A 16872-nucleotide genomic window follows, 5' to 3' on the forward strand; every position below is an offset into this window, starting at 1 on the left:
GCCGTGGTCCACGATGGACGCATGAGTGAGCTGACCAGGATCACCGCCCCCGAGGGCGTCGCGCCCGCCGCGCAGTACAGCCATGTCGTCCTCGGCACCGGGCGGTTCGTGGCCGTCTCGGGGCAGCTCGCGCTGGACGCGGACGGCAGGGTGGTCGGCGAGGGCGACGCCGCGGCCCAGGCCCGCCAGGTGTTCGAGAACCTGCGCCGGTGCCTGGCCTCGGCCGGAGCGACCTTCGACGACGTGGTGAAGCTGACCTACTTCGTCACCGACATGGCGCACATGGGCGCGATCCGCGCGGCCCGCGCCGCGCACCTGTCCGACGACCGGCTGCCGGCCGCCTCGGCGGTGCAGGTGGGCGCGCTGGTCCGGCCGGAGTTCCTGATGGAGACAGAGGCCTTCGCGGTCGTGGCCCCGTGAGCGGCGCGCGGGCGGGGGCGGGGGCCGGTCCGCGGGTGCGGGAGATGGCCCTCGCGGACTGCGAGCGGGTGTCCCGGATCCGCGTCCGGGGCCGGCAGTCGGCCTACGCGGGACTGGTGCCGCAGCCGTACCTCGACGCGATGGACACCGCCGAGGACGCCGAGCGGCGCCGCGCGACGTTCGCCCGCGCCGCGGAGGGCGTGGTGAACCTGGTCGCCGAGGACGACGACGGCCGGGTCGTGGGCTGGGCGGCCCACGGCCCCTACCGCGACGGAGAGCTGCGCACCGCGGACGCCGAGTTGTACGCGCTCTACGTCGACACCGGGCGGTTCGGCGCGGGCGTCGGGCGGGCCCTGCTCGGGGAGGCGGTAGGCCGCTGCGGGGCCGCCGGGCACCCCCGCATGCTCCTGTGGGTGCTCCGGGGCAACGCCCGCGCCCGGCGCTTCTACGAGCGGTCGGGCTTCCGCCCCGACGGCGCCGAGGAGTCCTTCGAGGTGCGGGGCGTGGCAGTGCCCGAGGTCCGGTACGCGCGACCACTGCCCGGCTGACGGCCCGTCACCGCCCCGACGGCGACCGGTCCGTCACCGCCAGCGCCGCCGCGCGAACCGCGATCGGCCCTTCACCGCTGCCCCGTTCACCGCTGCCCCGGGATGCGGTCCAGTGCCCTCACCGCCGCCTCGGCCAGCGCCGGGTGGGCCAGGGCGTCGTTCAGGACGGGCGCCGCGCGGTCGTCGGCGAGGGTGCCGAGGCCCTCGACGCAGGCCAGTGCCACGCGCCGGTAGGGATCACGCGGGCGCAGCCGCCGCTCCAGCGTGGTGATCAGCGCGGGCACCGCCTCCGGGGCCCGCAGTTCCACCAGCAGCCGCACCGGGTGCAGGGCGTAGGCGACCCGCAGTTCGTTGGTGGCGAGGGCGGCGGCGGCCCGGGCGGTGCGGGGGTCGCCGAGACGGGCGAGGGCGTACGCGGCCGAGGCGCAGCGCGGTGGGTCGCGGTGGTTGAGCAGCAGTACGAGCGACTCGAAGGCCCGCCGGTCCCCCGCGATCCCGAGCCGGAAGGCCGCCAGTTCCCGGGCCCAGAGCGGATGTCCGGGCTCGGTGAGCACTCCGGCCAGTTCGTCGTGGTCCCCACTCGCCACGAGACGGTCGCACGCCGCCGGGGCACCCGGAACGCCCGACGCCGCCGACTCGGCCCGTAAACGCTCCGTGAGCGATCGCAACTCTTCGTCCATGCCCCCGAGGTTAGAGGCGTCACACCGGGTCTGGGACCTACATCACGAACACCGGGGGCTGGCGCGCTCGTTACCCGCGAGTTAATCTCAGACGAGCGGGACATCCTCCCGCTGCACCCTCACGGTGGTCTGGTGACGCGGCCGCCGGGAGGGCAGTCGGTCCGGTACCTCGGGTACCGCACCGGGACCCGGCCTCGGGACAGGGCCGGTCACAGGCCGCCGGGCGGGCGTGTCGCACGCCCTCCGCGACGGCACCGGGCGTGTGCGCGATGCGGCCCGGCACCACCCGCATTCCCTCTTCTCCACGCACCCGGTGCGCCTCGCCGCGCACCCGGGCGTGTCCCGTCGTCACCCTCATTCTCTGGAGTCCCGCGATGGCCACTCCCCCGTCCGACATCTCCCCGTCCCCGCTGCGGACCGTTGCCGTGGTCGGCCTCGGCACCATGGGCACCGGCATCGCCGAGGTCCTGGCCAGGGCCGGGCGCGACGTCGTCGGCATCGACGTCGGCGAGGCGCAGACCGCGAAGGCGCTCGCCGTGCTGGAGTCCTCCACGGCCCGCGCCGTCGAGCGCGGCCGCCTCACCGCCGAGGAGCGCGCCGACGCCCTCGCCCGCGTCCGCACCTCCACCGACCTGCGCGCCGCGGCCGGCGCCGACCTGGTGATCGAGGTGGTTCCGGAGTCGTACGAGAGCAAGCAGCAGGTCTTCCGGGAGCTGGACGGGATCGTGCGCCCGGAGGCGATCCTGGCGACCGGCACCAACGCGCTGTCCGTCACGCGGCTCGCCGCGGACTCGGCCCGCCCGGAGCGGGTGCTCGGCCTGCACTTCTTCAACCCGGCCCCGGCGATGAGACTGGTCGAGGTCGTCTCCTCGGTGCTGACCGCGCCGGCCGCCGTCGCGGCGGTCACCGACCTGGCGCAGGACCTCGGCAAGGAGCCCGTCGCGGTCGGCGACCGGCCCGGGTTCGTCGCGGACGGCCTGCTGTTCGGCTACCTCAACCAGGCCGCCGCGATGTACGAGGCGAACTACGCCTCCCGCGAGGACATCGACGCGGCGATGCGGCTCGGCTGCGGCCTGCCGATGGGGCCGCTGGCCCTGCTCGACCTGGTCGGCGTGGACACCGCGCGCACGGTCCTGGAGGCGATGTACGCGGCCTCCCGCGACCGCCTGCACGCCCCCGCGCCGATCCTCAGGCAGCTCAGCGAGGCCGGTCTGACGGGGCGCAAGGCGGGCCGGGGCTTCTACACCTACGAGGCGCCCGGCAGCCCGGTCGTCGTGCCGGACGCCCGCACGCCGCGCGACGACGGCGCCCCGGTCGCCGGCCGTCCGGTCCGCAGGGTCGGCGTCGCGGGCTCCGGCACCATGGCGTCGGGCATCGCGGAGGTGTTCGCCAAGGCCGGGTACGAGGTGGTACTCGCCGCCCGCAGCGCGGAGAAGGCGCAGGCCGCCAGGGCCCGGATCGGCGCGTCCCTGTCCCGGTCGGTCGACAGGGGGCGGACGACCGCCGAGGCGGCCGCGCGGACGCTGGAGCTGATCACGCCGACCGGGTCCTACGACGACTTCGCCGACGTGGACCTGGCCGTGGAGGCCGTGGCCGAGGACCTGGCGGTCAAGCGGCAGTTGTTCGCCGTGCTGGACAAGGTCTGCAAGCCCGGCGCGGTGCTGGCCACCACCACCTCCTCGCTGCCGGTCGTCGCCTGCGCCCGCGCCACCTCGCGCCCGCAGGACGTGATCGGCATGCACTTCTTCAACCCGGCCCCGGCGATGAAGCTGGTGGAGGTGGTCCGCACGGTGCTGACCGCCGACGACGTGCACACCACCGTCCGCGAGGTCTGCGCGAAGGTGCGCAAGCACGCCGTGGACTGCGGCGACCGGGCCGGGTTCATCGTGAACGCGCTGCTGTTCCCGTACCTCAACAACGCGGTCAAGATGGTGCAGGAGCACTACGCGACGCTCGACGACATCGACGCCGCGATGAAGCTGGGCGGCGGCTATCCGATGGGCCCGTTCGAACTGCTCGACGTGGTCGGTCTCGACGTCTCGCTGGCGATCGAGAAGGTGCTGCACCGGGAGTTCCGCGATCCGGGACTGGCCCCGGCGCCGCTCCTGGAGCACCTGGTGGCCGCGGGCTGCCTCGGCCGGAAGACGGGCCGCGGCTTCCGAGAACATGCCCGCCGCTGAACGGCCGGGCGACCGGTTCGGGCCGGCGGAGGACTGGGGCGGGCTGCTGGACCCCTCCGGCCCTCCCCCGCCCCGCGCGGCCGGGTCTCCTCCGCCCCGCGCGGCAGAGTCTCCCTCACCCTGCCCACCCGGTTCCCCCGCGTCCCGCCCGTCCGGGTCTCCCCCGCCCCGGGCCGGCGGGTCCGGCCCGCCCCGTGCGGACGGGGGAATGCCCGGTCACGCGCACGACCTCGCACACATGCAGTACGTTCGGGTCATGCCCCAGCCCGCCAGGTCCTCACGTACACCAGCCACGTCCGACGCACCGGAGCGCGCGGCCGGCGGCCGAGCCGCCGCCCAACGGCTCAGAATGCGCCGGGAGCTGGCGGCGGCGGCCATGGAGCTGTTCGCGACCAAGGGGTACGAGGCGACGACCGTCGACGAGATCGCGGCCCGCGCGGGGGTGGCCCGGCGTACCTTCTTCCGCCACTTCCGCTCCAAGGAAGAGGCGATCTTCCCGGACCACGACGACACGCTGGTGCGCGCCGAGTCGGTGCTCAACGCGGCGCCCGCGCACGAGCATCCGCTCGACACGGTGTGCCGGGGCATCAAGGAGGTCATGAAGATGTACGCGGCCCGGCCGGAGATCTCGGTCGCCCGCTACAAGCTGACGCGCGAGGTACCCACCCTGCGCGAGGCGGAGATCGCGTCGGTGGCCCGCTACGAGCGCCTCTTCACCCGCTATCTGCTCGGCCACTTCGACGAGCACGCGCACGACGACGACGCCAACGACGACCCGCTGCTGGCGGAGGTGGCCGCGTCCGCCGTGGTCACCGCCCACAACCACGTGCTGCGGCGCTGGCTGCGGGCCGACGGGCAGGGCGACGTGGAGGCGCAGCTCGACCACGCCTTCGCCATCGTCCGCAGGACCTTCGGGACGGGCATCGGAGCGGGCCGCAGCACCGCGTCCCCGGGCCGGGCCGACATCCCCTCCGCCTCCGTGCAGGACGAGGTACTGGTGACGGTCGCGCGTACCGACGCACCGCTGCACGAGGTCATGCGGACCATCGAGCAGGCGCTCAGGCAACGCTGACCCGGACTTCCGCACTGCGACGGACTTCCGCACCGTGACGACGGCCACCCACCGGGTGGCCGTTTTTGCATGTCGATGCCCCTTTTCCACCCCTGGCGGGAGATGATTCGATCGATCATCGCTCATCTGTCGGGTAAAGAATTCATTTGAGATCAGTTTCTGGCACTCAGTGCCTTGCGAGGTGACACGCGGTGTCATACGTTGAAGGTGTCCGGGCTGTCCCCGCACCTCATCCCCTGCGCGCCCGAACGCCTGCGTCACAGGCATCCACCCTCACCTCAACAGCACCGACGCAATCCTCAGCGCTCCTTGCTCAGGGCGCTCACCGCCGGAGGCAACACCGTGACCGTGAAGGACATCCTGGACGCGATCCAGTCGCCCGACTCCACGCCGGCCGACATCGCCGCTCTGCCGCTCCCCGAGTCGTACCGCGCGATCACCGTGCACAAGGACGAGACGGAGATGTTCACGGGCCTCGAAACCCGTGACAAGGACCCCCGCAAGTCGATCCACCTGGACGAGGTGCCGCTGCCGGAGCTGGGCCCGGGCGAGGCCCTGGTGGCCGTCATGGCCTCCTCGGTCAACTACAACTCGGTGTGGACCTCGATCTTCGAGCCGATGTCCACCTTCGGGTTCCTCGAGCGCTACGGCCGGGTCAGCGATCTCGCCCGGCGCCACGACCTGCCGTACCACGTCATCGGCTCCGACCTCGCGGGCGTGGTCCTGCGCACCGGCCCGGGCGTCAACGCCTGGCGGACGGGCGACGAGGTCGTCGCGCACTGCCTCTCCGTCGAACTGGAGTCGTCCGACGGCCACAACGACACGATGCTCGACCCCGAGCAGCGCATCTGGGGCTTCGAGACCAACTTCGGGGGCCTCGCGGAGATCGCGCTGGTCAAGTCCAACCAGCTGATGCCCAAGCCCGGCCACCTCAGCTGGGAGGAGGCCGCCGCTCCCGGACTGGTCAACTCCACCGCGTACCGCCAGCTCGTCTCGCGCAACGGCGCCGGCATGAAGCAGGGCGACAACGTCCTGGTCTGGGGCGCGAGCGGCGGACTCGGCTCGTACGCCACGCAGTTCGCCCTCGCGGGCGGCGCCAACCCGATCTGTGTGGTCTCCTCGCCGCAGAAGGCGGACATCTGCCGGGCGATGGGCGCCGAGGCGATCATCGACCGCAGCGCCGAGGGCTACCGGTTCTGGAAGGACGAGCACGCCCAGGACCCCAAGGAGTGGAAGCGCTTCGGCAAGCGCATCCGCGAACTCACCGGCGGCGAGGACATCGACATCGTCTTCGAACACCCCGGCCGCGAGACCTTCGGCGCCTCCGTCTTCGTCACCCGCAAGGGCGGCACCATCACCACCTGCGCCTCGACCTCGGGCTACATGCACGAGTACGACAACCGCTACCTGTGGATGTCCCTGAAGCGCGTCATCGGCTCGCACTTCGCCAACTACCGCGAGGCCTGGGAGGCCAACCGCCTCATCGCCAAGGGGAAGATCCACCCGACGCTCTCCAAGGTGTACTCCCTGGCGGACACCGGGCAGGCCGCGTACGACGTCCACCGCAACCTCCACCAGGGCAAGGTCGGCGTGCTGTGCCTGGCGCCGGAGGAGGGCCTTGGCGTGCGGGACCCGGAGACCCGCGCGCGGCACGTCGATGCCATCAACCGCTTCCGGAACATCTGAGGAGCGCCGCGTGACCGATCGTCAGAAGGACCGGCCGTGGCTCATGCGCACCTACGCCGGTCACTCCACGGCCGAAGCCTCCAACGAGCTGTACCGCCGCAACCTCGCCAAGGGGCAGACGGGTCTGTCCGTCGCCTTCGACCTGCCGACCCAGACCGGCTACGACTCCGACCACGTCCTCGCCCGCGGCGAGGTCGGCCGGGTCGGCGTGCCGGTCGCGCACCTCGGCGACATGCGCCGGCTGCTCCAGGACATCCCCCTGGAGCAGATGAACACCTCGATGACCATCAACGCCACCGCCATGTGGCTGCTGGCCCTCTACCAGGTCGTCGCCGAGGAGCAGGGCGCGGACCTCACCAGGCTCCAGGGCACGACGCAGAACGACATCGTCAAGGAGTACCTGTCCCGGGGGACGCACGTCTTCCCGCCGGGCCCGTCGCTCCGCCTGACGACCGACATGATCGCGTACACGGTCTCCCACCTCCCCAAGTGGAACCCGATCAACATCTGCAGCTACCACCTGCAGGAGGCGGGCGCCACGCCGGTGCAGGAGATCGCGTACGCGATGTCCACCGCGATCGCCGTGCTCGACGCGGTGCGCGACGGCGGCCAGGTGCCCGAGGAGCGCATGGGCGACGTGGTCGGCCGGATGTCCTTCTTCGTGAACGCGGGCGTCCGGTTCGTCGAGGAGATGTGCAAGATGCGCGCCTTCGGCCGGATCTGGGACCGCGTCACCCGTGAGCGGTACGGCATCGAGAACCCCAGGCACCGCCGCTTCCGCTACGGCGTCCAGGTCAACTCCCTGGGCCTGACCGAGGCGCAGCCGGAGAACAACGTCCAGCGGATCGTCCTCGAGATGCTGGCCGTGACCCTCTCGAAGGACGCACGCGCCCGTGCCGTGCAGTTGCCGGCCTGGAACGAGGCCCTGGGGCTGCCCCGCCCGTGGGACCAGCAGTGGTCGCTGCGGATCCAGCAGGTGCTGGCGCACGAGAGCGACCTGCTGGAGTACGAGGACATCTTCGAGGGCTCGAAGGTGATCGGGGCGAAGGTCGACGAGCTGGTCGGGGCGGCGTCCGCGGAGATCGGGCGCATCGAGGAGATGGGCGGCGCGATGGCCGCCGTCGAGTCCGGCTACCTCAAGTCCCAGCTGGTCGCCTCGCACGCCGAACGCCGGGCCCGGATCGAGTCCGGCGAGGAGAGGATCATCGGGGTCAACGCCTTCGAGGGCACCGAGCCCAGCCCGCTGACCGCCGATCTGGACACCGCGATCGAGACGGTCGACCCGGCGGTGGAGGCCCGGGTCGTCGCCGCCCTGGAGAACTGGCGCGACACGCGGTACCAGCCGCCCTTCAACCACCCGCGGCCCTGCAAGGCCCTGGAGAAGCTGAAGGAGGCCGCGCGCGGCACCGACAACCTCATGGAGGCCACCCTGGAGTGCGCCCGGGCCGGCGCCACGACCGGCGAGTGGGCGGGGGCGCTGCGCGAGGTCTTCGGCGAGTTCCGGGCGCCGACCGGCGTGTCCGCGGCGCCGGTCGCGGTCACCGCCGAGGAGGGCTCGGCCCTGTCCGGAGTGCGCCGCCGGGTGGAGCTGACCGCCAAGGAGATGGGCGTCGGCAAGCTGCGCTTCCTGGTGGGCAAGCCCGGCCTGGACGGCCACTCCAACGGCGCCGAGCAGATCGCCGTGCGCGCCCGCGACGCCGGGTTCGAGGTGGTCTACCAGGGCATCCGGCTCACCCCGGAGCAGATCGTGGACGCCGCCCTCGCGGAGGACGTGCACGCGGTGGGCCTGTCCATCCTGTCCGGCTCGCACGCACAGCTCGTGCCGGACGTCCTGGAGCGGCTCCGTGTGGCCGGTGCCACAGACATCCCGGTGATCGCCGGTGGCATCATCCCGAACGGTGACGCGGAGGACCTGCGGGCCGCGGGAGTGGCCGCGGTCTTCACCCCGAAGGACTTCGACATCACCGGCATCATCGGCCGGATCGTCGACGAGATCCGGAACGCGAACAAGCTCGACCCCTTGGAGGTCTCCGCATGACCAGCCCCGCCCCACAGGTCGACCGGCTCCGCCCCCGGCGCTCCTGCCTGGCCGTACCGGGCTCCAACCCGCGCTTCCTGGAGAAGGCCCAGGGCCTCCCGGCGGACCAGGTCTTCCTCGACCTGGAGGACGCCTGCGCGCCGCTCGCCAAGCCGGAGGCGCGGCACACGATCGTCAAGTTCCTCAACGAGGGCGACTGGACCGGCAAGACCCGCGTCGTGCGCGTCAACGACTGGACGACCGAGTGGACGTACCGCGACGTGGTGACGGTGGTGGAGGGCGCGGGCCCGAACCTGGACTGCATCATGCTCCCGAAGGTCCAGGACGCCCGGCAGGTCGTCGCGCTCGACCTCCTCCTCACCCAGATCGAGAAGACGATGGGCTTCGAGGTCGGCCGGATCGGCATCGAGGCGCAGATCGAGAACGCGCGGGGCCTGAACAACGTCAACGAGATCGCCGAGGCCTCCCCGCGCGTGGAGACCATCATCTTCGGCCCGGCCGACTTCATGGCGTCCATCAACATGAAGTCCCTGGTCGTGGGCGAGCAGCCGCCCGGCTACCCCGCCGACGCCTACCACTTCATCCTGATGAAGATCCTGATGGCCGCCCGCGCCAACGACCTCCAAGCGATCGACGGCCCCTACCTGCAGATCCGCAACGTGGACGGCTACCGCGAGGTCGCCCGGCGCGCCGCCGCCCTCGGCTTCGACGGCAAGTGGGTCCTGCACCCGGGCCAGGTCGAGGCGTCCAACGAGATCTTCTCGCCGTCCCAGGAGGACTACGACCACGCCGAGCTGATCCTGGACGCGTACGACTACTACACGTCCGAGGCGGGCGGCAGGAAGGGCTCGGCGATGCTCGGCGACGAGATGATCGACGAGGCAAGCCGCAAGATGGCGCTGGTCGTCTCCGGCAAGGGGCGCGCGGCCGGTCTGCGGCGCACGTCGAAGTTCGAGATCCCGGAGGGCTGAGGGCCATGCAGTTCGGACGCACCTACGAGGAGTTCGAGGTCGGGGCGGTCTACAAGCACTGGCCGGGGAAGACGGTCACGGAGTACGACGACCACCTGTTCTGTCTGCTCACCATGAACCACCACCCCCTCCACATGGACGCCAACTACGCCGAGAAGACGACGGACTTCGGCAAGAACGTGGTGGTCGGCAACTACATCTACTCGCTGCTGCTCGGCATGTCCGTGCCGGACGTGTCCGGCAAGGCGATCGCCAACCTGGAGATCGAGTCGCTCAAGCACGTGGCGCCGACCTTCCACGGCGACACGCTCTACGGCCAGACGACCGTGCTCGACAAGTGGCGGTCGAAGTCCAAGGACGACCGCGGCATCGTCCACGTCGAGACCCAGGGGTACAAGCAGGACGGCACGCTCGTGTGCGTCTTCCGCCGCAAGGTGATGGTGCCGACCGCGACGTACACCGAGGAGCGCGGCGGCGAGCAGCCCGGCCGGCCCGAGCTGAAGGAACAGGGGAAGTAGAGATGAGCCGCCTCGCCCAGACCCACGGCCTCACGGACGTCCAGCGGGAGATCCTCTCCACCGTCCGGGACTTCGTGGACAAGGAGATCATCCCGGTCGCCACCGAGCTGGAGCACCGGGACGAGTACCCGCAGGACATCGTCGACGGACTGAGGGAACTCGGCCTGTTCGGCCTGATGATCCCGGAGGAGTACGGGGGCCTGGGCGAGTCGCTCCTGACCTACGCCCTGTGCGTGGAGGAGATCGCCCGCGGCTGGATGTCGGTGTCCGGCATCATCAACACCCACTTCATCGTGGCGTACATGCTCAAGCAGCACGGCACCGAGGAGCAGAAGGACCACTTCCTGCCCCGGATGGCCGCGGGCGACGTCCGGGGCGCGTTCTCGATGTCCGAGCCGGCGCTGGGCTCCGACGTCTCGGCGATCTCCTCGAAGGCGGTGCGGGACGGCGAGGAGTACGTCCTGAACGGCCAGAAGATGTGGCTGACGAACGGCGGTACGTCCTCGCTGGTCGCCGTACTGGTGAAAAGTGACGAGGGTCACTCCCCGGAAGAGGCGGCCGCCGCCCCCCACCGGTCGATGACGACCTTCCTGGTGGAGAAGGAGCCCGGGTTCGGCGAGGTCCGTCCGGGCCTGACCATCCCCGGCAAGATCGACAAGATGGGCTACAAGGGCGTCGACACCACCGAGCTCATCATGGACGGCCTGCGCATTCCGGCCAATCGGGTGCTCGGCGGCACCACCGGACGAGGTTTTTACCAAATGATGGACGGTGTCGAGGTCGGGCGCGTCAATGTGGCGGCCCGTGGCTGCGGCGTCGCTCAGCGTGCCTTCGAACTCGGCGTCCGGTACGCCCAGCAGCGTCACACTTTCGGCAAGCAGATCGCCCGGCACCAGGCCATCCAGTTCAAGCTGGCGGAGATGGCTACCAAGGTGGAGGCGGCGCATGCGATGATGGTGAACGCCGCACGCAAAAAGGACTCGGGCGAACGAAACGACCTGGAAGCGGGGATGGCCAAGTACCTCGCCTCCGAGTACTGCAAAGAGGTCGTGGAGGACGCCTTCCGGATCCACGGCGGGTACGGCTTCTCCAAGGAGTACGAGATCGAGCGCCTCTACCGCGAGGCACCGATGCTGCTCATCGGGGAAGGCACCGCCGAGATCCAGAAAATGATCATCGGCCGCCGGCTGCTCGAAGAGTATCGATTCCAGGGTTAGATGTCCGGATACGGGGTGTTTTCTTGGAGAAGAAGGTCACACCCCGTATGCAGTGTTCGGCCGCCGACTCGGCTTCCTGGCTTACCCAGTTGCGGCAGGAAGCCGCTACGATCGCCGGAAAGCCGCCGTCCCCCGTCAGAGCGCGGCATCATCCGCTACGAAGGTCATCCATGCCCCACAGCCAAACCTCTGCACCCCGCGACAGCCTCACCGGCGTACGCCTCGCGCGCGGAGCCTCGCCGTGGCTTCTGCCGACCGTCGCCACCGCAGCCGTCAGCCTTCTGCGCGCCCGCCGTTCCGGCGCCGCCAAGGCCGTCGCCGTCCCCGCCACCGCGCTCGCGGCGGGAATGCTGTGGTTCTTCCGCGACCCCGAGCGCGAGATCACCCGCGGCCGGGTCATCTCGCCCGCCGACGGAGTGGTGCAGAGCATCATGCCGTGGAAGGACGGCCGCACCCGCGTCGCGATCTTCATGAGCCCGCTCAACGTCCACGTGAACCGCGCCCCGCTGTCGGGCACGGTGACGTCGGTCGAGCACGTGCCGGGCGGCTTCGTTCCCGCTTTCAACAAGGAGAGCGAGAACAACGAGCGCGTCGTGTGGCACTTCGACACCGAGCTCGGCGACATCGAGATGATCCAGATCGCCGGCGCGGTCGCCCGCCGCATCGTCCCGTACGTGCCGCAGGGCACCAAGGTCGAGCAGGGCGACCGGGTCGGTCTGATCCGCTTCGGCTCCCGCGTCGACCTGTACCTGCCCGAGGGCGTGGAGGTCGATGTCGAGGTGGGTCAGAAGACGGTGGCTGGGGTGACTCGAATTGACCGTGATTGATCCACAGACACAGACCGGATGGGTGCCGGAGGCCGACGAGGTGGACGACGAGGAGGAGATGCCGCTCTCGCTCCGCCTTTCGATAGCGGACACGCTCACCCTGGGCAACGCCACGTGCGGCTTCATGGCGGTGTACTTCACCACCACCGGCATCCTCATCCCCCATCTCATGGGCAGCGACGAGTCGGGCATGGCCCGGCACAGCGCGGCCACCGCGGTCATCCTGATGCTGTGCGCGGCGATCTTCGACCTGTTCGACGGCCTGGTCGCCCGCAAGCTGCGCAGCTCGCCGATGGGCGCGGAGCTGGACAACCTCTCCGACCTGATCAGCTTCGGCCTCGCGCCGGCGTACTTCGTCCTCGTCTACGGCATGGTCGCGGACGACGCCTACCAGCGGGTGGCGGCGGTGGGGGCGATCGTGGTGCTCCTGGCGGTGGTGCTGCGGCTCGCGCGGTTCTCCTGCGTCACCGTCAAGGACGGCACCTTCCAGGGCATGCCGTCGCCGTTCGGCGCGCTGACGGTCGTGTCGATCGTCCTGCTCGAACTGCCCTTCGTGGCGACGCTGCTCGCCATCATCGGCACGGCCTGGCTGATGGTGAGCCGGGTCGAGTACCCGAAGCCCCGGGGGCGCCTCGCGGTGGCGATGCTGTCGTGGATCGTCCTGTCGATGGGGCTGCTGGCGGGCTGGGCCTTCGATGCCCCGAGCGGACAGCTGCTGCTGCAGACGGGGTGTGCGCTGCAGCTGGTGATGGGCGCGGTGATCCCGCTGTTCGCGACCGCTCGCAGGGTGAACAATTTCCGTGACAATCGGCGCGAGGCGCGGGCGGCGCAGTTGCCGTAGCGGTGTCTTGCAGGGCCCCGGACCCGGGTGGGTTCGGGGCCCTGTTGTTTTTCCGCGCCCGGCGCCGGTGCGGGCCTCTGCCGGGGGCTCCCTACGCGACGAAGTCCCGCGCGACGGCCTCCGCCACCCGCTCCAGGATCGGCCCCGCGTCCGCGATGCACTTCGCGACGTCCGGCTCCACGTCCGTCAGCGGGTACGCCCGCCGGATCCCGGCCCGCCCCAGCGCCGCCGCCGGCAGCGCGAGGCGCCCGCAGACCGCGACGACCTCCTTGCCCGCCGCCCGCGCCGCCGCCGCGACGCCCGCCGGGGCCTTGCCGTGCAGGGTCTGCTCGTCCAGCGAGCCCTCCCCCGTGATCACCAGGTCCGCCCGCTCCAGCGCCGGCGCGAAGCCCAGCACGTCCAGCATCACCTCGATGCCGGGCCGGAACCGGGCGCCCAGCAGCATCGCGCCGAACCCGATGCCGCCCGCCGCCCCCGCACCGGGGGACGCGGCGTACCCGGCGGCCCGCGCGCCCACGCCCTCCGTCCCCTCCAGCACCTTCGCGAAGTGCCCGAGCGCCGCGTCGAGGGCCGTCACGTCGTCCGGCGAGGCGCCCTTCTGCGGGCCGTAGACCGCCGGGGCGCCCTTCGGTCCCGTCAGGGGATTGTCCACGTCGCTCGCGAGCACCAGCTCGACGTCCGCCAGCCGCGGGTCGAGACCTGACAGGTCGGCCGAGGCGAGCCGGGCGAGGCCACCGCCGCCGGGCGCGACGGGCCGGCCGTCCGCGTCCAGGAACCGGGCGCCCAGCGCGGCCAGCATTCCGGCGCCCCCGTCCGTGGTGGCGCTGCCGCCGACCCCGAAGACGATGGTCCGCGCCCCGGCGTCCAGCGCGGCCCGCAGCAGTTCGCCCGAGCCGCGGGTGGACGCGGTGAGCGGTGCGAGGACCCCGCCCGGCAGCCGGTGCAGTCCGCTGGCCTCAGCCATCTCCACCACGGCGGTGCCCTCGCGCAGGGCGTACGCCGCCGTCACCTCGTCACCGAGCGGGCCGGCGACCCGCACCTCACGGCGTTCGAACCCGGCCGCGACCGCCGCGGCCACCGTGCCGTCACCGCCGTCGGCCACGGGCAGCGCCTCCACCCGGACGTCCGGCACGACGCGGCGCAGTCCGGCCGTGACCCGCTCGGCGACCTCGACGGCCGTCAGCGATCCCTTGAACTTGTCCGCGGCGACGAGCACCCGGCGGGTCCCGTCCACAGCAGCGTCAGCCACCTTGATCTCCCCTTGCTCTTCGGGCCTTGCGCACGTCAAGGCAGTCGCGCCGCTGCGACCCTAACCGCAGGACGCCCACGCCGTCATGCCCCCGCCCACACCGTGGAACCGGCCGTCCGCCCGCCCCGCCGGGTCGCGTGCCCGTCGCGGGCCGCCCGCTCGTTACGCTTCCGGGATGACCACTGCCGACTACGCCGCCTACATCGCCGGCCTCCCCCGCGTCCTCGCCGGAGCCGCCGCGGTCTTCCGGGACGCCCGGGGGCGCGTGCTGCTCGTCGAGCCCAACTACCGCAAGGGGTGGGCGCTGCCCGGCGGCACGATCGAGTCCGAGGACGGGGAGACCCCACGGCGGGGCGCGTGGCGGGAGACCGTCGAGGAGATCGGCCTCGACGTGCGGCTCGGGAGGCTGCTCGCGGTGGACTGGGTGCACGGTGTGGGCAGGCCGCCGCTCGTGGCGTACCTCTACGACGGCGGGGTCCTGTCCGAGGACGACCTCAGGGCGGTCCGGCTGCAGGAGGAGGAGTTGCTGTCCTGGAAGCTGGTGCCGCGTGAGGACCTGGGCGACCACCTGCTCGGCACGCTGCACGGCCGGGTGCTGGCCGCGCTGGACGTGCTGGCGGACGGATCGGGAACGGCCGAGCTGGAGAACGGCGTCCGCGTCGACCGGTGACCCGTCGCGCCACGCCCGGCAGCCCTGGACCACGCCCGACGGCCCCGGAACAGCGCCGGGCCCCGGCGTCGACCGTCTAGAACAGTGCCGAGCCCCGTTCGAAGTCCAGCAGGCGCTGCTTGCGTTCCAGGCCGCCGCCGTAGCCGGTGAGACCGCCGCTCGCGCCGATGACCCGGTGGCACGGGACGACGATGCCGATCGGGTTGCGTCCGTTGGCGAGGCCCACCGCGCGGGAGGCGGCCGGGTTGCCGAGGGCGTCGGCGAGTTGGCCGTAGGTGCGGGTCTCGCCGTACGGGATCTTCCGGAGCTGGTCCCAGACCGTGCGCTGGAAGGGCGTTCCGGTCAGGCGCAGGGGCAGGCCGAACTCCTTCAGTTCGCCTGCGAAGTAGGCCTCCAGTTGCTCCTCGGCCCCGGCGAAGGGGCGTTCGTCGCGGGCTCCGAAGGACTCCTCAGGCGGGCGGTGGCGCTGGTCGGTCATGTAGAGGCCGCACAGGACGCCGTCCTCGGCGACGAGGGTGAGGGCTCCGTAGGGACTGTCGATCACGGTGTGCTGCTTCACGGTGCACCCTCTGAGGGGGTTCTTCATCGGATACCTCCGTGGATAGTCCGCCCTTCAGGGCGGTGAGGAAACGGACTCCTGCAGAGCAGGGCAAGGAGCGGGGTTTCTCCCCCGGGGCGGGAGACCGTGCTCTGACCCAGCAGGTTTGATCTTCACACGCAGTCACGCTAGTTTGTGAGCGTGACCGCGAACCAGGTGAAGCGGGCGTTCAAGTACCGCTTCTACCCGACGGATGCGCAGGCGGCGGAGCTGTCGCGCACGTTCGGGTGCGTGCGGAAGGTCTACAACCTGGCGCTCGCCGCCCGCACCGAGGCGTGGACGCGGCAGGAGCGCGTGAACTACAACGCAACCTCGGCCATGCTGACGGCGTGGAAGAAGACCGACGAGCTGGCGTACCTCAACGACGTCTCCTCGGTACCGCTCCAGCAGTGCCTGCGGCACCTTCAGGCGGCGTTCGCCGGTTTCTACGGCAAGCGGGCCAGGTACCCGCGTTTCAAGTCGAAGAAGAGGTCCCGCAAGTCCGCCGAGTACACGACCTCCGGGTTCCGGTTCCGTGACGGCCGACTGACCCTCGCGAAGATGACCGACCCCCTCGACATCGTGTGGTCGCGGCCCCTCCCCGAGGGGGCGATCCCGTCCACGGTGACGGTGTCCCAGGACGCGGCGGGCCGCTGGTTCGCTTCGATGCTGTGCGACGACAAGCCGGCCATGCCTGCGCCGGCCAACGCGACGGTCGGCATCGACGCGGGGCTCACCACCCTGCTGACCCTGTCGACCGGAGAGAAGATCGCCAACTCCCGGCATGAACGCCGTGACCGGGTCCGGCTGGCTCGCGCCCAGCGGAACCTGGCGAAGAAGCAGAAGGGCTCCGCCAACCGGGCCAAGGCCCGGCGTCGCGCCGCCAAGGTGTACGCCCGCATCGCCGACCGCAGGCGTGACCACCTGCACAAGCTGACCACCCGACTCGTGCGTGAGAACCAAACGCTCGTGATCGAGGACCTGAGCGTCCGCAACATGGTCAAGAACCACAAGCTCGCCCGTGCGATCTCCGATGCCGCGTGGTCGGAGTTCCGGAGCATGCTGGAGTACAAGGCCCAGTGGTACGGCCGTGAGGTGATCGCCGTCGACCGCTTCTTCCCCTCCAGCAAGCTGTGCTCCGCCTGTGGCACCTTGCAGAGCAAAATGCCGCTGAACATCCGCACGTGGACGTGCGACTGCGGCACCGTCCATGACCGCGACGTGAACGCGGCGAAGAACATCCTGGCCGTCGGGCTGACGGCAACAGCCTGTGGAGACGGTGTAAGACCTCAACGGAGTACTCCGGGCGGGCAGTCGTCGGTGAAGCAGGAAACCCCACGGCGCAAGCCGTAGGAACCCCCCTCCTCCAGGAGGGGGA

At 71.2% G+C, this 16872-nt stretch carries 16 protein-coding genes; 13 read left to right on the forward strand and 3 right to left on the reverse strand.

Annotated elements, in window-relative coordinates; genetic code table 11:
- Positions 1-21 precede the first annotated feature (21 nt).
- Together IG94_RS0118475 and IG94_RS0118480 are read left to right on the forward strand one after the other, a co-directional pair.
- Positions 22-420, forward strand: a complete 399-nt coding sequence (locus IG94_RS0118475; RefSeq protein ID WP_031037603.1) for a RidA family protein — start codon at positions 22-24, stop codon at positions 418-420.
- Between the two features lie 44 nt (positions 421-464).
- Positions 465-968 (forward strand): GNAT family N-acetyltransferase, encoded by a 504-nt coding sequence (locus IG94_RS0118480; RefSeq protein WP_031037606.1) that lies wholly within the window; start codon positions 465-467, stop codon positions 966-968.
- 86 nt (positions 969-1054) lie between these two features.
- On the opposite strand, the gene IG94_RS0118485 is transcribed toward IG94_RS0118480, so the two are convergent.
- Positions 1055-1648, reverse strand: a complete 594-nt coding sequence (locus IG94_RS0118485) for an adenylosuccinate lyase (protein ID WP_031037608.1) — start codon at positions 1646-1648, stop codon at positions 1055-1057.
- A gap of 374 nt (positions 1649-2022) precedes the next feature.
- Here IG94_RS0118485 and IG94_RS0118490 point away from each other — a divergent pair, with 374 nt between their 5' ends.
- From IG94_RS0118490 to pssA, 9 genes are all read left to right on the forward strand, one after another.
- Entirely contained in the window at positions 2023-3828 is a 1806-nt protein-coding gene (locus tag IG94_RS0118490; protein ID WP_031037611.1) for a 3-hydroxyacyl-CoA dehydrogenase family protein, read from the forward strand.
- Positions 3829-4084: 256 nt separating this feature from the next.
- On the forward strand, positions 4085-4900 hold the full coding sequence (locus tag IG94_RS0118495; protein WP_078892344.1) for a TetR family transcriptional regulator: 816 nt from the start codon (positions 4085-4087) through the stop codon (positions 4898-4900).
- A gap of 342 nt (positions 4901-5242) precedes the next feature.
- Positions 5243-6586, forward strand: a complete 1344-nt coding sequence (gene ccrA, locus IG94_RS0118500; RefSeq protein ID WP_043483982.1) for a crotonyl-CoA carboxylase/reductase — start codon at positions 5243-5245, stop codon at positions 6584-6586.
- A 10-nt stretch (positions 6587-6596) separates the two neighbouring features.
- The gene (locus IG94_RS0118505) at positions 6597-8624 is read left to right on the forward strand and encodes a protein meaA (RefSeq protein WP_031037621.1); all 2028 of its coding nucleotides are present in this window, start codon (positions 6597-6599) and stop codon (positions 8622-8624) included.
- On the forward strand, positions 8621-9595 hold the full coding sequence (locus tag IG94_RS0118510; RefSeq protein ID WP_031037624.1) for an HpcH/HpaI aldolase/citrate lyase family protein: 975 nt from the start codon (positions 8621-8623) through the stop codon (positions 9593-9595). Before IG94_RS0118505 ends, IG94_RS0118510 begins: the two co-directional genes overlap by 4 nt.
- 5 nt (positions 9596-9600) lie before the next feature.
- A complete protein-coding gene (locus IG94_RS0118515; RefSeq protein WP_031037627.1) occupies positions 9601-10113 on the forward strand; it encodes a MaoC family dehydratase in 513 nt (170 codons plus the stop codon).
- Positions 10114-10115: 2 nt separating this feature from the next.
- Complete coding sequence (locus IG94_RS0118520) at positions 10116-11330, forward strand: acyl-CoA dehydrogenase family protein (RefSeq protein WP_031037630.1); 1215 nt, start codon at positions 10116-10118, stop codon at positions 11328-11330.
- Positions 11331-11500: 170 nt separating this feature from the next.
- A complete protein-coding gene (locus tag IG94_RS0118525) occupies positions 11501-12157 on the forward strand; it encodes a phosphatidylserine decarboxylase (protein ID WP_031037632.1) in 657 nt (218 codons plus the stop codon).
- A 22-nt stretch (positions 12158-12179) separates the two neighbouring features.
- Positions 12180-12998 (forward strand): CDP-diacylglycerol--serine O-phosphatidyltransferase, encoded by an 819-nt coding sequence (gene pssA, locus IG94_RS0118530; RefSeq protein ID WP_031037634.1) that lies wholly within the window; start codon positions 12180-12182, stop codon positions 12996-12998.
- A 91-nt stretch (positions 12999-13089) separates the two neighbouring features.
- Here pssA and IG94_RS0118535 read toward each other — a convergent pair whose 3' ends face one another.
- Positions 13090-14232 (reverse strand): glycerate kinase, encoded by a 1143-nt coding sequence (locus tag IG94_RS0118535; protein WP_043483941.1) that lies wholly within the window; start codon positions 14230-14232, stop codon positions 13090-13092.
- A gap of 190 nt (positions 14233-14422) precedes the next feature.
- Here IG94_RS0118535 and IG94_RS0118540 point away from each other — a divergent pair, with 190 nt between their 5' ends.
- A complete protein-coding gene (locus IG94_RS0118540; protein WP_031037639.1) occupies positions 14423-14917 on the forward strand; it encodes an NUDIX domain-containing protein in 495 nt (164 codons plus the stop codon).
- Between the two features lie 76 nt (positions 14918-14993).
- Here the strand turns inward: IG94_RS0118540 and IG94_RS0118545 are convergent, their stop codons facing one another.
- Positions 14994-15476: a methylated-DNA--[protein]-cysteine S-methyltransferase gene (locus tag IG94_RS0118545; RefSeq protein WP_031037642.1), complete on the reverse strand. Its 483-nt coding sequence runs from the start codon at positions 15474-15476 to the stop codon at positions 14994-14996.
- Between the two features lie 174 nt (positions 15477-15650).
- On the opposite strand from IG94_RS0118545, the gene IG94_RS0118550 reads away from it, so the two are divergent.
- Complete coding sequence (locus IG94_RS0118550) at positions 15651-16847, forward strand: RNA-guided endonuclease InsQ/TnpB family protein (protein WP_031037645.1); 1197 nt, start codon at positions 15651-15653, stop codon at positions 16845-16847.
- Positions 16848-16872 lie beyond the last annotated feature (25 nt).

This window comes from Streptomyces olivaceus, assembly GCF_000721235.1.
Lineage (GTDB): Bacteria > Actinomycetota > Actinomycetes > Streptomycetales > Streptomycetaceae > Streptomyces > Streptomyces olivaceus.